Here is a 17786-nt window from a genome sequence, read left to right as displayed (position 1 = left end):
CAACGTGCCCACAATGCCGGGGTGGTTCAGGTGACGCGTACGCTCGCATTAACGTGGCAACTGACCGAGATTCACGGTTGGGGGCTGGTAGGGGTGCATATTGCGCTACGCTGCGCCGAGCAGAACCTGCCGCTCCTGCTGCTGGAGGAGCCCAAGCTCTCCACGCTGCGACCGGAGAACCAGGCAAAGCTGGCACCATTGATGGATGGATACCGCCAGATCGCCGCGATTGCGGCCAAGCGGGAGCCGCAGCTTCTCCATCTGGGCGATTGCACCATTCTGCACGCGCTGGGCAGCCGGTTCGAAGTCGATGCCCCATCCCTGCGGTTTCGCGCCGATCGCAATATCGGCGTGATCGCGTTCGAAGATACCTTGTTTGACGCGCCGCTGATCGCGCGCGCGCAGCGGTATGAGCGTATCGTCGTGCATTCCTCCTACAATCGCGATCTCCTGATCGACGCGGGGTTCACCAACATTGATTGCGTCCTGCAGGGCGTCGATCCGGACGAACTGCCGATCCTGCCGGCGCGCGGAGCATTCGAAGATCGCTTCGTGATATTCTCCGGTGGCAAGCTGGAGTTCCGGAAAGGGCAGGACCTGGTTCTTGCCGCGTTCAGCATCTTCCACGCCCGCCACCCGGATTCCGTATTGGTCACCGCGTGGCACAATCCCTGGCCGCAATTGGCAGGCAGCATCGCCGAGTCCCGCCTGACGCCTGCCCCCGCCGAGATCGACCGCACCACCGGAAGGCTCAAGATCGTCGATTGGGCTATCGCGCACCGGGCGCCGGCGGACGCTTTCATCGATCTGGGCTTTCTTTCGCGCGACCAGATTGCGCCGGTGCTGGCGGAATGCCATGCCGCGATCTTTCCCAATCGCTGCGAGGGGGCCACCAATCTGGTTGCCATGGAGGCAATGGCGTGCGGCGTGCCGACGATCCTGTCCGACAATACCGGACACCGCGATCTGCTTGGATCGGGCGGGGCGCTGCCGATCACACGCCAGTATCCAGTCGATGATCCCCATGGGCGCAGGCGCGGTTGGGGCGAGTCTTCGGTCGAGGAAATAGTGGCGCACCTGGAGACGTTATACGCCGATCGGGAGAGCGCGCGCCTGCTGGGGCAGCGCGGGCAGGCCTTCATACGGGGCGAGCGGACCTGGCGTAGATTCGCAGAGCAATTCGTTGAAGCCGTCGGATCACCATGAACAGCTTCGCACTCGCGCGCAGCCACGCCCAGGCCGGCCGCTGGCAGGAAGCGGTGCAGGTTTGTCGGGCAGCGCTGGCGGATGCCCCGCGCGATCTCGATCTGCTGAATCTGCTTGGCGTTGCGCTGACCTCCTCTGGCAGCGCCGAGGATGGGGTGGCCGCGCTGAACGCGGCAGTCGAGATTGACCCGACGCATAGTGGCCTGCTGACGAATCTGGCCATCGCGCTGCAAATGATCGGCGACCTCGACGGCGCCATCCTCCGGCTGCGCCAGCTCTGCGTATTCGACCCCGCCGATGCGGTCGCGTGGAATCGCCTGGGCCTGATCTGTCGCGAACAGGGCGATCTGGATGCTGCGGCAATACTGATAAAGCGCGCGGCCCGTATTGCGGTGCGGGACATATCCTATTGGGTGGGTGCGGCCTCGGCCCTGTTCCATCTGGGCGATGCCGAAGACGCAGCGGCAACGGTGGGCAGCGCGCTCCGTCTTTTTCCTGACGATGGCTATGCGAACATGTTCGCTGCCACTTTTGCCCTGCGGCGTGGAGACTTGGACCGTGCCACCACGTTCATTGAAAAGACGCAAGGCGCCGCCCCCACCGATGAAGCAGCCGGCATAGCCAGCCGCATCCGCAGCTACCGCGCAGCGGCCAACGCCGTTCCGCCACCCGGCGAAGCGGCGCCTGGCCTGGTGCTGCGCGGCCCGTTCGACACGATCAGCGGCTATGCGCATATGGGTCGCCGCTATATCCAGACGCTGCGCGAGCAAGGCGTTCCGCTCACCGTGATCGGGCTGACGGGCAACGAACGCTGGGCCGACGAGCCGCTGCACGTCCCGGTTCCCGCTCGGGCGCTGGTCAACATCGCAATCCCGATCGCTGTGGAGAAGGTGCCGGGCCTGGCGACGGTGACCTATTCGATGTTCGAAGGGACCCGCATTCCGCTCCCGTGGGCACGGCTCAGCGAATCGAGCGATCTGGTTATCGTGCCGACCGAATCCTCGCGGCGCGCCTGGGCGGCGCAGGGTTTCGCCGAGGCGCGGCTTCGCGTGTGCCCATTGGGCGTGGATGCCGAGCAGATGGCACGCGACATAAGCCCGATGGTGCTGGCGTCGGACGGCGACCGCGCCGTCTCTTCGTTTCGCCATCGCTTTCTCAATGTCTCGGACCTGATTCCCCGCAAGAATCTGGCCGGCCTGTTTCGCGTCTGGCTGCGCGCGACACGGCGGACGGACGATGCCGTGCTCCTCTTGAAGACGGGTCGTGGGAAAGAGAAGGAAGGCCAGATCCTTCGCGACCTGCTGAAGACCAGTGAGGCAGTGGTAGGTCGACGCTTCGCCGATGCCGCGCGCATCCTGCTGATCGATCAGATGTTCAACGAACGGCAGATGGCGGGGCTTTATGCCGCCGCCACATATTATTGGAGCATGTCGCACGGCGAAGGCTGGGATTTGCCGATGTCAAAGGCCGGGGCGATGGGGCTTGGCCTGATCGCGCCGGCCCACAGCGCCTATCTGGATTATCTCAATCCATCGGTTGCACGCATGATCCCGGCGACCGTAGCGCCAGCGCGCCAGCCCTATGTCGATGCCCCTTATCCGCCCTTTTTCGGGCTGGACTGGTGGCAACCGGACGAGGATGCCGCGGTCGCCATCGTGGAGGCTATCGTCAGGGATCGTGACGTTGCGCTGCCGGATGCAAGCGGGCACTTGATGGCCAACTTCACCTGGGGCCAGGCCGCACGCAAGCTGCGTGACATCCTGTCAGCCGAGGGGATGCTGGGATGACCGCGCTGCTCGACGAGGCAATAGCCCATCATGGCGCCGGCAGACTCGACCAGGCCGAAGCCGGCTATCGCGCGCTGCTGAACAGCGATCCCCGCCATGCGTATGCCAGCAATAATCTGGCGGTGCTGCTGCGTGGGCAATCGCGTTTCGAAGAAGCCATCGACCTCTATCGCAATGCGATTGCCGCCTCGCCGGACGAAGCGGCATTCCGCAGCAATCTGGTCGGCGTTCTGAGCAGCCTGGGTCGCCACGCCGAAGCGTTGGCGAGCGCACGTGCCGCTGTCGCGCTCCGCCCCGACTATGCGGAGGGGTGGTTCAATCTTGGCATGACGGTCCAGGCGCTGGGAGATCGTGACGGGGCCAAGCTGGCCTATCGTCGCGCACTGCTTGCCGACCCGGCTTTGGGTGAAGCGTATAGCAACCTTGCGGACGTGCATCAGGCAAGCGGCGACTGGCATCTGGCCGAGCAGTGCTATCGCGCCGCTATCGCGGCAAAACCGGAACTGCCGCAGCCCTTTGCCAATCTGGGCGAATTGCTGAAATCCACCGGGCGCGTGATCGATGCGATCCGCCTGCTCCGCGAGGCCACCGACCGGCACCCTGCGGTTCCGTTGCTCCACTCGAATCTTCTGTTCGCGCTTCACTATACCCCGCTGGTGCCGCCAGAGGTCATCTGGCGCGCGCACCGGCGTTGGAATGCGCTTCACGCCCAACCGCTTCTGCCGGAACGGCCCCTGGAGATTGCGGACCCCGATCCCGCGCGTCGGTTGCGCATCGGCTATGTGTCACCCGATTTCTGTGCGCATCCCGTGTCTCGCTTCTTTGAGCCGCTCCTGTACGGACACGATTCGGCACAGGTTGAAATCTTCTGCTACGCGATCTCGTCGAGACAGGATGACGTGACAGCGCGTATCCGCACGCGCAGCGATCACTGGGCTTCGATCGACAGCCTGTCGGACGAAGCCGCCGCTGCCCATATCCTGCGGGATCGCATCGACATTCTGGTGGATCTGACCGGGCATACCGCGGGTTCCCGCCCCCTGCTGTTCGCACGCAGGCCGGCGCCCGTGCAGGTGACGTGGCTGGGCTATCCCGACACCACGGGAATGCTCGCGATCGACTATCGCTTCACCGACGCCATTGCCGATCCGCCCGGCCTCACCGAACATTGGCACAGCGAGGCACTGGTTCGCCTGCCGCACGGATTCCTTGCCTATCAACCGACGACGGAGATCCCCCCGGCAAGCGCGCCGCCATCCGTTGCCCGCGGCTTCATCACGTTCGGATCGTTTAACAACCTGGCAAAAGTGACCGCCGAGACCATCGCATTGTGGTGCGAGGTGCTAAGGCGTGTGCCGGATTCGCATATGCTGCTCAAGGGCGGGGCATTCGGCGATCCTGCCACATGCGCGCGCTTCCTCGATCGCTTTGCATCGGGGGGCATCGACCCTTCGCGGGTAGAACTGGATGCCGCGATCGTGCCGGTGGACGATCATTTCAGGGCCTATGGCCGCATGGATATCGCGTTGGATACCATGCCGTACAACGGCACGACGACCACCTGCGAGGCGCTGTGGATGGGCGTACCTGTCGTCGCCTTGCTTGGGGACCACCATGTCGCGCGCGTGTCTGCGAGCATTCTGACCCATTCAGGGCTGGAGGAACTGATTGCCGACACCGCCGAAGACTATGTCGAGCGCGCGGCGGCGCTGGCCGCGGATCCCGATCGCCTCGCCACCTATCGTCGCGATCTTCGCTTTTGCATGCGTGCGGCGCCCATCATGAACCATGCGCGCTTTGCGCGCGACGTCGAGGACGCTTATCGCGCCATGTGGCGCAAACGGGTCGCCATCGCCGCCTGAACGCGCGCCGTTTCCTCGCGGACCATCATCGCGGCGAGCGCGGGCAGGTCGACCGTCGGTGACCAACCCAACGTCTCGCGCGCATGACGGTTGTCGCCACAGAGCGCCGCGACATCGGCCGGACGAAAGAGCGCGGGATCGATCGTCACGCAGATGCTGCCGGTCGAAAGGTCGATCGCTCGCTCCTCCACGCCCTCGCCTTCCCAGCGGAGTGGAATGCCCAGCGCCCGCGCCGTCAGGTCCACAAAGTCACGCACGCTGTGCGTACGCCCGGTCGCAAGGATATAATCGTCCGGCGCCGCCGCCTGCATCATCAGGTACATGCCGCGCGCATAATCCCCGGCAAAACCCCAGTCGCGGCGCATGTCCAGCCGTCCAAGCGCCATCGCTTCACGCTCGCCTGCCTGCCAGCGGCACAAGCCCTGTACGATCTTCCGCGTCACAAACTCCGCGCCCCGCAAGGGGGATTCGTGATTGTAGAGAATGCCGTTCACGCAGAAGAGACCATAGGCGATGCGATACAGCATCGTCATCTGATGCGCCGCGACCTTGGCCACGGCATAGGGACTGCGCGGATGAAAGGGCGTGCGCTCGTCCTGCAATGCCTGCGGCGGCGCGCCGAACATCTCGGACGACGACGCGTGGTAGAAGCGTGTATGCCGACTGCAGGTCCGGATCGCCTCCAGCAAATGCGTGGTCGCGGTCGCATTGCTGGCGAACGTCTCGGCCGGCGCATCGAACGAGGCATGAACGGAACTGAGGGCGGCGAGATGGTAGATTTCGTCGGGTTCGACCAATCGCACCAGCCGCACCACGTCCGCCGGGTTCGCAAGGTCGACCGTCACATAGTGCAACCGGTCCGCGATCCCCAGCGCCTTCAATCGCCACGCGCCGTCCAGGCGGGTGCCAGAGGGGCGCAAGACGCCGGTTATGTGATAGCCCTGGTCCAGCAGCAAGGCCGCGAGGTAGGCGCCATCCTGGCTCGTTATGCCTGTGACAAGGGCGCGGCGGACCACTTCGCTTGAAGTCATATGGCGCTATAGCAAGGACTCTGGTCACGAGGAACCGTGCGCCACCGGTACCCACAGCAGATTGGGGATAGTTTGCGGGCATGACATCGACGGTACTGCCAGACGACCTTGCGGCGCTTTACACAGACGGGCTGCGGCATCATCAGCAGGGCGGGCTGGCGGAGGCAGAGGCCCGCTATCGCCGCGTGCTGACCGCGAACCCGCATCATTTCGACGCGATGCATATGATGGGCGTGATGGCGTTGCAGGTCGGCAAGATCGACACGGCTGTCCAGTTGCTGAGCGAAGCGGCGCGACTGATGCCCACCGATGCCGCAATAGCATCAAACCTCGCCAGCGCGCTGCGGCGCGCCGGTCGACTGGAGGATGCACTCGCTTCGGTGCGCCGCGCCGTGGAACGCGCGCCTGGTTTCGCCGACGCACGGCAGAATTTGGCGAACATCCTCGAAGGTCTGAACCGCCATGGTGAGGCCGCTGATGCAGTCGAGCAACTGATGGCGATCAGCGGCCCAAGTGTCGATCTCTACCTGCGGCTGGCTAGCCTGCGCATTGCCGGCAACCAGGCCGAAGAAGCGATCGACACTCTATACGATCTGCTCGGCATGGATCCCCTGTCCACAGCCGCGTACACCAACCTGGGCGTCGCCTTGCGTCGGCTCGATCGCGTGGACGACGCCGTGGCCGCCTATCGCACCGGCCTGGCGCTGGACCCGAACGATCCTGGATTGCTCAACAATTGCGGCATCGCTCTGGATCGGCCAGAGGAGGCCGTCGACTGCTTTCACCGCGCGCTTGTGTCGCAGCCCGACGCCGCCAATACATGGCTCAACCTCAGCCTCGCTGAAAATGAGCTGATGCATGTCGACCAGGCGATCCGGGCGGCCCGGCGAGCGGTCGCGGCCGACCCGGAGTTGCCGCCAGCGCATACCGCACTCTCGATGGCGCTGCTGATGCGCGGGGAGCTGATCGAAGGCTTCGCCGAGTATGAGTGGCGCTCGCGCCTGGCGGATTTTCCGTCCCCCAGGCGCCACTTTGCCGCGCCGGCATGGCAGGGCGAAAATCCGCGCGGACGCACGATCGTCTTGCATGACGAACAGGGCGTGGGCGACGCGATCCAGTTCGCTCGATACGCACCGCTGCTGAGCGCGATGGGCGCACGCGTATTTCTGGAATGCAACAGCCAGCTTGTTCGCCTGCTCGACGGGATGGCAGGCGTCGAGGGCGTGATTCCCCGCTTCGGCACGCTGCCGCCGCACGACTATCATGCGTCGCTGCTGAGCCTGCCGCATCTGCTGGGCACCACGCTGGGTACGATACCGGCGACCGCACCGTATCTGTCCGCCGAAGCCGACCTGACCGCGCATTGGGCAAGGCGCCTAAGCAATCATGATGGGTTGAAAGTCGGGCTGGTCTGGGCCGGCAATCCCGAATTCAAGGCCGATCGCCTTCGCTCGCCGGGGCTGGCGGCGTTCCGACCGCTCTTCGACGTTCCGGGCGTCACGCTGTTCGCCCTGCAAAAAGGTGCTGGTCGCAACGACCTGGAGGGGGCGGACTGGCTGCCACCGCACTTTGTCGACCTGAACGACCAGATCCGGGATTTCGCCGATACCGCCGCTGTCATGACGAATCTCGACCTGATCGTCACCTCCTGCACCGGCCCCGCCCATCTGGCCGGTGCGCTCGGGCGACCGACCTGGACGGTAATCCCCTTCGCCCCGGACTGGCGATGGATGGAACAGCGGGAGGACACGCCTTGGTATCCCACCATGCGGCTGTTCCGTCAGGATCGGCGGGGCGATTGGGCCGGGGTGATGCAGCGGCTGGCAGCGGCGCTCAGTCGACGCTCCATGGAATGAACGGCACGATGCGCTGCGTCGCCATGTCCGGTTGCACCATCATCCGGGCGCGCTGGTTGAGGCGCGCGGCAAGCTGGCTGAAGCCACTGGCGGCACTGACCCCCACGACATCCGCTTCGCTGAGCACATGGAAATCCTGCAGATAGTCCAGATCGGGCCAAGGAGGCGCGACATCGGCCAGCGTTACCGGCGCAAATTCGGCAAAGTCGCCGCGCACTGCTTCCAGATCGTCGCTCGCCAGATACAGGACCGGCCGCTCCAGCGTTGGCCACAGGTCGCGCAGCCACTCCACATAGCGATCCGTCCGCGTAACCGGATACCCATAGCGAATGAAATCACCGCGACGAATGTGCAGCGCCACAACCGTTCGACCACCGTCGCGCAGCGCCTTTACGGCTGGCTCGATCCTTGGCAGCCATTCCTTACGCGGCTTCAGCCAGTGCTGGACACGTTCTCGGAACCGCTCGGGATAGTCGAACAGGAACAGCGGCGAGAGAATATCGCGGTCGGCGCGCGGCGCACCTTTTCCGTCTACCAGGTCGTTCAGCGCGTGCCGCGCAAACAGCCAGGGCGGCAGCGCTCCGCTGGGCTTTGGATCGTTGACGTCGAAATAGAGGCCCCCGACCCAGTCCGGTGTTTCGAGGACCAGGCCGTAGTGCTCGGCATACAGCCGCAGCATCACATATTCGAGGACGTTGTGCGCGAACCGCCCCCGCGTGCCCAGCGTGGTCGACCCGATGCGCGGCAGGGCCGGATCGGGATTCGCACAGCGCTCCACCCGCTGCCCCTGCGCATCCAGCGTCGCACGCAGTGCGGCGAGCGACCGTGTCGTGAACAGCCAGCAATTGTCGCTCGGGATTCCGCTGAGACGCTGTGCCGCCGACGCATGTTCGCCGACGGCCAGATCAAGCGCCGCCAGGGCCGTGCGGCATTCGGCGGCATAGATCCGCCCGCCCAGCGGAGTCGTCGACAGGGTCGTGAACACGGTGCGCGCTTCTGCCAGCCGACCCTGGGCGACCATCGCCTCGTGCAGCAATTCGATGCAAAGGCTGACCTCCGTACCGGGCAGCGGCAGGGACCGCAGCAGCGCCGCCTCCGCCTCCGCGTGATGGCCCAGGTCCACCAACATCGCCGCGTGGCGGGTGCGCGCAATCGGCAGGCCCAGTTGCTCCGAACGCGCATAGGCTGTCAGCGCCGCCGCGCTGTTCCCGCTGGCGTAGAGCGCGTTGCCGAAATTATACCAGGCCTCCCGGCTGTCAGGCGCAATCGACAGCGCCGCCTGCAACGCGGCCACACCGGCCGCCTCTTCGCCCTTGCCAAGCAGGCTGTTACCCAGCGCCATATAAGCCCCCGGTCCCTCCATGCCTTTGGCGATGGCGAGGCGCTGGCTCAAAATCGCCTCGTCGACCCGCTCCATCTGACGAAGGACGATGCCCCGGTGGTAATGGGCTTCGCCATGACAGGGATCGAGGGCGATAGCGCGGTCGAGCAGTTCCAGCGCACGCGCATGGCCGGCGCTGCCCCCCTCCAGCGCGATGCCGCCAAGCACCTGCCACGCCAGCGCCAGCGCGGGATCGAAAGTCACCGCGACCCGCAAATGCGCTGCCGCCTTTTCATCCTCACCGCGCGTCTTCAAAAATGTCGCAAAATTCAATCGCGCATCGGACATTTCCGGGCGCAGCCGTAACGCCCGTTCGAACAGCGCCCGCGCTTCCGCATGCCGCCCCGCGCCCTTGTGCACCAGCGCCAGCAGATGCAGCGCGTCCGTCTGATCGGGATCCGCGTTCAGGATATGGCGACAGATCACCTCGGCCTCGCCGGGCCTGCCTCCGCGATATCGGGCAAGACCTTCGGCCAGCAGCGTGTCCACGGTCAGCATCGAAGCGGGCGCGGCGTCAGATATTGGCCTCGTCCGTCAAATCGATCGCGCTGTGCCGGAACGGAATCCAGTCCTTGTGATCGGCACGATACTGAAGGCCATAGGCGGAGCGCAGGAACACCCGTTCGAACTGCGGGCTTTCGCGCAGCGTGCGGTCAATATCTACCAGTGGCGAGGCCGAGAACACCCTTTCCCACATCTCGCCACGCGCCACGTCACGTCCTGCAGCCTTGACATAGTCGCGCGCCGCCTCGCTCAGGCCCCAGCATTCCTCGACCATATCATAATAGCCCATACGCGCTCCCCTCTCCGCTTGGTTTTGAGATCAGGCAGCAACGGGCGCTGGAAGCGCGCCGGTGGCAAGGGCCTTGGCCCGATCGATGTCCGTTTCGCTCATGCCGTCCGCCAACGCGATCAATATGGCATGCGCATCGTCGCGCTGTCCACCAACGTCGAGCGTTTCCAGGGTGTGGAACAGCCAGCCATAGGCCCGGATTCTCTCGGCGGGCGCGGCGCGGCCGTCGACCACCAGACGCGCAAATTCGATACAGGCGCCCACACTGCCCTGCTCGGCGGCGAGCGCGAAAAGGCGCGCCGCCTCTACATCGTCGCGACGCACACCATTTCCGGCAGCGTAGAGTGCGCCCAGATTGAACCGGGCCAGAACATTGCCCGTCTCGGCTGCGCGCTGGAACCACAAGGCCGCCTCCCCCGCGTCGCGCGCGGGGTTCGTCGAATCCAGATACAGCAGGCCGAGATTTACCTGCGCCGCATCGCTGCCGGCGGCAGCCGCCTTGCGATACCAAATGATCCCTTCCGCGATGTTGCGCGGGCAGCCAATGCCGTTGGCGTAGAGCAGCCCCAGGTTGAACTGCGCAGACACGTTGCCCCGCTCGGCCGCCTTAACGAAGCAGGTGATGGCAGCGGCATAGTCATGCTGCCCGGCCAGACCGTTGGCGTGGATCAGGCCGAGATTGAACTGCGCATTCACGTCGCCCGCGTCGGCGGCTCTGCGATACCAGCGGATCGCCTCGTGCATGTCGCGTTCGCAGCCATAGGCATTGGCGTGCATCAGGCCCATGTTGAACATGGCGACGACGTGCCCCTGTTCCGCTGCCTTGCGGAACCAGTCCAGCGCGGCGGGCAGATCTCGCTCGGCGGCTTGCCCACGGGCATGCAGTGCGCCCAGATTGAACTGGGCATCGACATTCCCCAGCGCCGCCGCGGCCTGATACCAGGTGAGCGCAGCGGCGAGATCCTGCACACCGTACGCAGCATCGGCATAGACACCGCCCAGCCGCAACTGCGCCGATACCACGTCGCGCGCAGCCGCCGCCTCGAGCAACGCCAGCCCCTTGGCGACGTCGCGCTCCAGGCCCATGCCATTGGGGTGCAGCAACATCAGGTTCGATTCGGCGACCTGGCCATGCGTCTGGGCAGCGATCCGCTGCCAGCGCATGAGGCTGCCGTCCGGGGGCGGCGCCGCGCTGCCCGTGATATAGGCCATGCCCAGCTCGCTCTGCGCCTCGCCATGCCCGTGATCGGCGGCACGCGTCAGCCAGAATACCGCGTCACCATGGTCCTGAACCAGCCCGATTCCGTGCAGGCAAAGAATGCCCATCCGATACTCTGCCTCGGCCACGCCCTGGACCGCCAAGGGTCGCAGGTGGCGAAGCGCGGTCGGCGCATTGCCGGCTTCCAGCGCGGCCAGCCCGCTTGCCAGATCGGGTGTCAGGAAAATCGGGGCGTTCGCCAATTGCGACGGCAGCAGCCGCTTCGCCAGACGCCGCGCCACGGGCGGGAGCTGGGTGCGCCGCAGCCGGCGCGCGATTCCCAGCGTCGGCAGGCCATGAGGGAAGGACAGGTTGATCACGGTTCCCGCATGCCTTCGCCGACGCTCCGCGTAATCGGGCGTGTGAGGTAGGAGAGCACGCTGCGCTTGCCGATCTTGATCTCGGCCGTCAGCGGCATTCCGGGTGTCATCCTGAATTGCGTCGGCACATTGCGCAGCGCACCCGCTCCCACCGCAATGCGCACCCGGTAGAAGCTGCCTTGCGGGGCATCCGGCGATCCGCGTTCGTTGGTAAAGGAATCGCCGCTGATCGTGGTGATCTTGCCCGTCAGCATGCCATGCTCCTGATAAGGATAGGCATCGAGCTTGATTTGCACGGTATCGCCCACCGCCACGCGGGACAACTGGCTGGCCTCGACGGCGGCCTCCACTTCCAGCTTGGCGTCGACGGGGACCAGCCGGAACAGCGGCTCCGCGCTGTTGATGACCGATCCGACAGAGCGCGGCGCCACTTCCAGGACCACCGCGTCCACCGGGGTGCGGAGTTGCACCATGTCCTTGATGCGCTGCGCCTTGGTCAACTGCTCTTGAAGACTGTCGCGCTCGTTGCGCTTCTCAACCATTTCCTGGACGATTTCGGTTTCCCATCCGCGGCTGAACACGTCGCGCTCGGCACGCAACGCGGCCAATCCATGCTGAGTGTCGATCCGCGAGTTTTCAGAGGCGACCAGGTTCGATTCGATGTTGATGCGAGCATCACGCGCGGCCAGCGCATTCAATTTGGTGCCATAGCCGCGGTCCACCAGCTTGTTGCGCATTTCTTCGACTTCGCGGGACAAGGCCAGCCGCGCGCGGAAATTGCTCGATTCCCGGCTACGGGCGGAGATTCCAGCCTGGGCTGCGCTCATGCGCTCCTGAAAACTGGCAATCTGCGCGGCGAACTTCGTGCGCCGCTCCAGCCAGATCGCGTGCTCAAGCTGCTGATAGGGCGTCGCGCCCTGCGCGGGGATCACATACGGACGCCCGGCCTGCTCGGCTTCCAGCCGCGCGATAGTGGCGTTCAGGCTGTCCACCTTCGTCTGGATCTGGCCGATATTGGCCAGCGCGAACGTGGGATCGAGATGCGCCAGCACGGTATTGGCCTTCACCACATCGCCGACCTTCACGTCGATGCTCTTGATCGTGGCGGATTCGAAAGGCTGCACCACGATGGTCGGAGCCGCAGTAACGATCTTGCCGCGCGCAGAGACGATCCGGTCCAGCGTAGCAAAGCCCGCCCACAACAGCCCCACGACCACCAGGGCGCCCATCGCCCAAAGCGTCATGCGCGCGACACGGGGTTCGGGTTCGGCATCTATGGCGGTGGCGGCGGGCTGAAACTGATTGATCGTCAGCGCCAGCTTGTTGTCTTGTCGAGAAATGGGAACAAGCTGGTTCATGCTGCGTCCCGACTATCCTCCAGCTCCGCGACGGGGCGGTTCTGCTGGTTCCACAGGTTGCGATAGATGGCGCACCGGCGCATCAATTCGGCGTGGGTGCCGATGTCGTCGACCCGTCCCTGATCCAGCACCATGATCTTGTCGGCCGATGCCAGCGACGACAGGCGGTGCGATACGATTACGAGCGTGCGGCCCTGCGCGATGTTCGCCAGATTGCACTGGATGATCGCCTCGCTCTCGGCGTCCAGCGCGCTCGTCGCCTCGTCCAGGATGAGCATCGGCGGATCGCGCAGCAACGCACGGGCGATGGCAAGCCGCTGGCGCTGGCCACCGGACAGGTTGGACGACCCTTCCTCCAGCCGGGTGCTGAGGCCGGCCGGGAGGCGTTCGACGAATTCGTCCGCGCCCGCCATACGCAACGCCCGGAGTACGTCGCTGGTGGTCGCGCTGGGGCGGCCGATCGCGATATTCTCGCGGATGGTGCCCGTGAACAGGAAGCTCTCCTGCAACACCACGCCCATCGATGAACGAAGGTGGTTCAGGTCCACTTCGCGCAGGTCGTGCCCGTCGATCTTGATCAGGCCTTCGTCGACGGTGTGCAGCCCCTGCAACAGGCGAGTCACCGTCGTCTTGCCCGACCCGCTCTTGCCGACGATGCCGAACACCGAGCCCGCCGGGATTTCGAAGCTCACGCCGTCCAGCGCGGGCATCGCCGCGCCATCGTAACTGAAACGCACTTTGTCGAACGTGATGGCGCCTTCCAGCGGGCTCTGCAGCCCCTGGCTGGACCTGCGGTTCTCGCTGGGATGATTCATGATCGTGCCGAGCATGGTCACCGACAGCGAGACCTCCTGCAGTTGCTGGAGAAGCTGGGAGATTTGCACCAGGGGATGAGTCACGCGCCCGCTCAGCATGTTGAAGGCGATCAGCCCGCCGACCATCATCTGACCATTCAGCACCAGATAGGCGCCGCCGCCGATCACTGCCATCTGCATCAGCTTTTCCAGCGGCGTGGTCAGCGCGTTGAGCAGGATAGCGAGCTTGGCGACGTCGAAGCGGGTGCGGATCGTACGATCGACGCGGGCATCCCATTCCTGTCGCTGGCGGGCGTCGAGCGCCAGCGACTTGACCGTGCGCATGCCCTGGACCGTTTCGACCAGAAACGATTGCTGGTCCGCCTCGACGGCGTATACCTCGGCCAGCCGCGAACGAATGATCGGGATCGTCAGCAGCGAGCAAACGCAGATCGCCGCCGTGAACCCCAGCACAACGCATGCCAGCAGGGGGCTGTAGAAGAACAGCAGCGGCACGAAAAACAGCAGCATCACCGCATCCAGCAGCGATGCAAAAAGCTGCCCCGTCAGGAAGCTGCGAATACGGTCGCTCTGCGCGACGTTCTTCAAAATCGTGCCGGACGCGTTGCGCTCGAAATACTCGATCGGCAGGGTGGTCAGCTTGCGAAAAATTCTGACGTTGACGTGAGAGTCGATCTTGCTCGTCGTAAACAGTGTTACGTATTGCCGGATATAGTTGAACACGGTGTCGAAAATCACGACGAACAACATGCCGACGGTCAACACCACCAGCGTATCGACGCTGCGATACAACAGCACGCGATCGATCACGAGCTGCGTGAACACCGGGAGCGCGAGCGCCATCACGCCCATCAGAAGCGACGCGATCGCGATATCGCGGAAGAGCCGTTTGTGGCGGCGGATTTCGGGGAAGAACCAGGAAAGGTTGAATGGCCGCTCCGGGTCCGACGCCTCGAAGCGGCGCTTCACGAAAATGACGGTGCCGTCCCACGCCTGTGTGAAGCGCGCTTCGTCGAGCACCAGCGCCTCGGCGCCCTCGGCCATCGGGTCCTGCAACGTCAGAAGCTGCGTACCGCCGCGCTCGGCCACGCCCGTCGCGACCATCATGTTGCCGTTGCGCAACCGCACCAGCAAGGGATAGGCTTCGCCCAGCCGGAACATGTCCGTCCAGTCAAGCGTACCGACCTTGGCGCGCAAGCCGATCGCCGCCGCGATCGTCGCGATCTGGGCGTTCGACACTTCAGCATTGCCGATCACATGGTCGTGGAGCAACTCCTCCAGCGACACATGCACACCGTTGAACCGCCCGACCGCGACCAGCGCCCGCAACCCGGTATGGGCGCAGGCGAGGTCCGGATCGATCGACCGCGGATCGTCGTTGCCGACCGGCGCGGGATAGCTCACCACGCGATCCGAAGCTGGCCAGTAATGGCGTGGCCGGTGCGGTTCTCAGCCAACTCGGCATCGTACGCCGCCACGAGCCGCAACTTGCTGGAAAGCTGAGCACCGAGACCTGCGCCCAACAACGCTGCATCCCGGCCGGGCGAACCAGCGCCGACCACAAAAGACTGGCCGGCGAGCGACTGGGTGAGTGCGTAACGCGGGTCCTTCAGCTCGTGGCGCCAGGTCGCATGCGCCTCTGGCTGGATCACGGTGCCGCCCGACGTGGCCAGATCGGCACGGAATCGCGCACCAATGCCTGCCGCCACGCGGTCATACCGCTTGTTGCGCGCCGTCAGCGCAAGGATGTCGGCGCCCTGTTCGACGAAATCATCGACCTTCACCGTATCGTAGCGGACAAAGCCGATCGGCTCGATCGAGACCTTACCCGCCTGGATGCGATAGCCGATGTCCAGCGCGGCACTGGTGGTGTTGCCGTCGACACCCGCAGTGGCATTGTGGGTCAGCGCGCCCGCGGTCGCCGTGCGTTTGCTGTCGAAATTGTTGAAGCTGACGCCGATCTGACCGTTCACCGACAGTGCATCCTTCTGGAAGCCCAGATAGGCACCGGCATAATAGCTCTTCAGATCCGCGCGCCCGCTGCCATCCGCACCGCGCACATTTCCGTCGCCAAAACCGCCCGCCACACCGCCGCGCAACCCGCTGGCCGAGCCATAATCGATGCCCACGACACCGCCTGCGATGCGGCTGCGAAAGCCCGGATTATTCCCGTCATCCTTCGTCCGCGCGGTGTTGCCGAAGGCCCGGCCCCAAACCTGCAGCCCGTCAGCGGCCTCAGCCAATTCGGTGCGGCGCGCGCTAATCTGATTGGTGAACGCCTGGCCCGCTTCGACCGCCGCCAGCGGAAGATTGGCGTTGTTCTGGCCCGCAAGGGAAGACAGCGCAGGCGCAATCGCGGTTGCGCCCAACGGCACGACGGCGTTCACCAGCGGTCGCGACGTCGTCGCACCGGCCACGATCAGCGCGTCAATCACACCGCCTGCCGCCGCTTCATTGGCGGTCAAGCCGGTATAGGTCGCATAGGATACCGGAGCGACGTACAAATCGACGCTGGTGGCTGCATAGAGCGGGACGATCCGCGTTCCCGTCGGCAGACCTGCCGTCGGCTGCACCACGGTCGCGAAGGTGCCGAACACGCCGCCCTGGGCCTGGATGATACCTTGCAGCCGCTGGCCAAGCGTCAGGTTATAGCTGTTGGTTCCGGGCGTCTCACCTGCGGCATAGGTAATGCCGCGCAGCACGGGGGTCAGCGTCGCGCCACTGGCGATGGTGTAGCTGTTGCCCGCGCCGGTCACGATCACGCGCGAATAATTTCCGGCGCCATTACCGGTGCCGGGGCCGTCGATTTCAATCACCAGGTTGCTGCCTGCGGCCTGCGACACCGGGGCGGAGAAATAGAGCGTGCCCGGCGAGTTGCCGGGGCGGAGCGCGCCGGAGATCACGGTCGGGCCAGAGATTGTACCGGTGCCGCGCAATACGCCGCTGTTGGCGACGACCACGGGCGCACTGACAGTGCCACCGACGGAAAGTTGGCCGTTCTGCACGATCACGGTACCACCGGCCACGCTGCCGTTGACCCGGGCGACACCGCCGCCATTGACGACAAGCGCGCCACCGGCATTGTTGACCACCGGGCCCGTGAACGTCGTGGTGCCGGTGCTGGCCACCACCAACGTACCATTGTTGGTAATGGTGCTGCCGACGGTACCACTGCCCGCGCCGGTGATGACGAACGGCGTGGCGGAGGCGGCCGTGTTCACGATCCCGCCGGTAATTGCAAAACCTTGTCCAGTGTTGTCGAGCGTTCCGCCGACATTCGTGACCTGTACCGTGAGGGCGAGGGGATTGGTCGCCGTGCCGAGCGCGGTAGGATCGGCCGGCCGCAGCGTGCCGCCGTCGAAGGTAACGGTACGGACGGCACCAAGATTCGTGCCCTGGCCCGCCTCGTCCTGGGTAGTGAAAAAGGGTCGGGTCGCATCGATCACCGCACCCAGACTAGCCGGCTCGTTGACTAGGCAGGTCGTGCAGCGAACGACCGACACCAAGTCAACATTCTGCGCGGCGCCCAGTGAATCGGCCACAAAGCGCAACGTCGTGTTGTTCCCGAAGGCCTGGGTGTTGAAGCGATACTCGGTCCAACCGATCAGACCGGCCTCGTCGCCCGAATATTCGAAAATCTTCACATCGCCGAAATAGGCTGAGAAACCTTGCCCGCCCTCGCTGCGATACTGGAAAGTCACATCGTAACGATCGCCCGTCGCGGTCGCCAAGTTCTGACTGAAGGGCGCTGCCGAGAACAGGAACTCGGCGCTCGAATTGGTGCCGCTCGCACCCGGTCCAACACGGACCGACGTGGGGTCAGTGCTTACCCATCCATCGAACACGACTTCGTCGCTGCCCGCGACCTGCTGATAGACCTCGAAATCACCGTTGCACACGATGTTGCCGCCGGGTTCGCCACACGCCGCCTTCGCTTCGCCCGACATCAACGTGATGGCAGACATGGCAGCGGACAGCAAAAGGCTCGCCCGGCCCGCGCTCTTACCGGAAAAAATGGCAGTCCTCAGACCCGTTTGACGTGAAAGATGCACAAGAACCCCCCTAATTGGCCTCCGACCGGACGCGCACCTCCGCATAGCCCATCACGACCCGACCATC

At 64.8% G+C, this 17786-nt stretch carries 11 protein-coding genes; 4 read left to right on the top strand and 7 right to left on the bottom strand.

The genetic code is table 11. The features are described from left to right. The first annotated feature begins 30 nt into the window (after positions 1 to 30). Genes ACG3SL_RS20115 through ACG3SL_RS20105 form a run of 3 tightly spaced genes read left to right on the top strand, consistent with a single transcriptional unit; the run spans position 31 to position 4855 of the window. Positions 31 to 1206 carry a glycosyltransferase family 4 protein gene (locus ACG3SL_RS20115; protein WP_448662919.1) on the top strand — a complete coding sequence of 392 codons (1176 nt, stop codon included), beginning with the start codon at positions 31 to 33 and terminating at the stop codon, positions 1204 to 1206. Next, positions 1203 to 2993: a tetratricopeptide repeat-containing glycosyltransferase family protein gene (locus tag ACG3SL_RS20110; RefSeq protein ID WP_448662918.1), complete on the top strand. Its 1791-nt coding sequence runs from the start codon at positions 1203 to 1205 to the stop codon at positions 2991 to 2993. The genes ACG3SL_RS20115 and ACG3SL_RS20110 overlap by 4 nt, the downstream gene beginning before the upstream one ends. After that, positions 2990 to 4855 carry an O-linked N-acetylglucosamine transferase, SPINDLY family protein gene (locus tag ACG3SL_RS20105; RefSeq protein WP_448662917.1) on the top strand — a complete coding sequence of 622 codons (1866 nt, stop codon included), beginning with the start codon at positions 2990 to 2992 and terminating at the stop codon, positions 4853 to 4855. Before ACG3SL_RS20110 ends, ACG3SL_RS20105 begins: the two co-directional genes overlap by 4 nt. Here ACG3SL_RS20105 and ACG3SL_RS20100 read toward each other — a convergent pair. After that, positions 4813 to 5871: a GDP-mannose 4,6-dehydratase gene (locus ACG3SL_RS20100; RefSeq protein ID WP_448662916.1), complete on the bottom strand. Its 1059-nt coding sequence runs from the start codon at positions 5869 to 5871 to the stop codon at positions 4813 to 4815. The genes ACG3SL_RS20105 and ACG3SL_RS20100 overlap by 43 nt on opposite strands. Positions 5872 to 5966: 95 nt before the next feature. On the opposite strand from ACG3SL_RS20100, the gene ACG3SL_RS20095 reads away from it, so the two are divergent. Continuing rightward, the gene (locus ACG3SL_RS20095; protein WP_448662915.1) at positions 5967 to 7742 is read left to right on the top strand and encodes a tetratricopeptide repeat protein; all 1776 of its coding nucleotides are present in this window, start codon (positions 5967 to 5969) and stop codon (positions 7740 to 7742) included. On the opposite strand, the gene ACG3SL_RS20090 is transcribed toward ACG3SL_RS20095, so the two are convergent. From ACG3SL_RS20090 to ACG3SL_RS20065, 6 genes are read right to left on the bottom strand one after another with little or no spacing between them, the layout of a single operon-like run. Beyond that, positions 7720 to 9621 carry a tetratricopeptide repeat protein gene (locus ACG3SL_RS20090; protein ID WP_448662914.1) on the bottom strand — a complete coding sequence of 634 codons (1902 nt, stop codon included), beginning with the start codon at positions 9619 to 9621 and terminating at the stop codon, positions 7720 to 7722. The genes ACG3SL_RS20095 and ACG3SL_RS20090 overlap by 23 nt on opposite strands. Positions 9622 to 9637: 16 nt before the next feature. Next, positions 9638 to 9916, bottom strand: a complete 279-nt coding sequence (locus ACG3SL_RS20085; protein WP_448662913.1) for a hypothetical protein — start codon at positions 9914 to 9916, stop codon at positions 9638 to 9640. A 30-nt stretch (positions 9917 to 9946) separates the two neighbouring features. Then, on the bottom strand, positions 9947 to 11494 hold the full coding sequence (locus ACG3SL_RS20080; protein ID WP_448662912.1) for an SEL1-like repeat protein: 1548 nt from the start codon (positions 11492 to 11494) through the stop codon (positions 9947 to 9949). Then, positions 11491 to 12852 carry an HlyD family type I secretion periplasmic adaptor subunit gene (locus tag ACG3SL_RS20075; RefSeq protein WP_448662911.1) on the bottom strand — a complete coding sequence of 454 codons (1362 nt, stop codon included), beginning with the start codon at positions 12850 to 12852 and terminating at the stop codon, positions 11491 to 11493. The genes ACG3SL_RS20080 and ACG3SL_RS20075 overlap by 4 nt, the downstream gene beginning before the upstream one ends. Beyond that, on the bottom strand, positions 12849 to 15071 hold the full coding sequence (locus ACG3SL_RS20070) for a peptidase domain-containing ABC transporter (protein WP_448662910.1): 2223 nt from the start codon (positions 15069 to 15071) through the stop codon (positions 12849 to 12851). The genes ACG3SL_RS20075 and ACG3SL_RS20070 overlap by 4 nt, the downstream gene beginning before the upstream one ends. Continuing rightward, the gene (locus ACG3SL_RS20065; RefSeq protein ID WP_448662909.1) at positions 15068 to 17719 is read right to left on the bottom strand and encodes an autotransporter outer membrane beta-barrel domain-containing protein; all 2652 of its coding nucleotides are present in this window, start codon (positions 17717 to 17719) and stop codon (positions 15068 to 15070) included. Before ACG3SL_RS20065 ends, ACG3SL_RS20070 begins: the two co-directional genes overlap by 4 nt. Between the last annotated feature and the right edge of the window lie 67 nt (positions 17720 to 17786).

This window comes from Sphingomonas degradans (genome assembly GCF_053502645.1).
The sequence above is the reverse complement of the archived record's forward strand: the minus strand, read 5'-3'. Positions and strand labels throughout refer to the sequence as shown.

Coding starts and splice junctions, on each gene's coding strand:
- ACG3SL_RS20110 (WP_448662918.1), top strand. CDS start 1,203: ATGAACAGCTTCGCACTCGCGCGCAGCCACGCCCAGGCCGGCCGCTGG.
- ACG3SL_RS20105 (WP_448662917.1), top strand. CDS start 2,990: ATGACCGCGCTGCTCGACGAGGCAATAGCCCATCATGGCGCCGGCAGA.
- ACG3SL_RS20095 (WP_448662915.1), top strand. CDS start 5,967: ATGACATCGACGGTACTGCCAGACGACCTTGCGGCGCTTTACACAGAC.
- ACG3SL_RS20090 (WP_448662914.1), bottom strand. CDS start 9,621: ATGCTGACCGTGGACACGCTGCTGGCCGAAGGTCTTGCCCGATATCGC.
- ACG3SL_RS20085 (WP_448662913.1), bottom strand. CDS start 9,916: ATGGGCTATTATGATATGGTCGAGGAATGCTGGGGCCTGAGCGAGGCG.
- ACG3SL_RS20075 (WP_448662911.1), bottom strand. CDS start 12,852: ATGAACCAGCTTGTTCCCATTTCTCGACAAGACAACAAGCTGGCGCTG.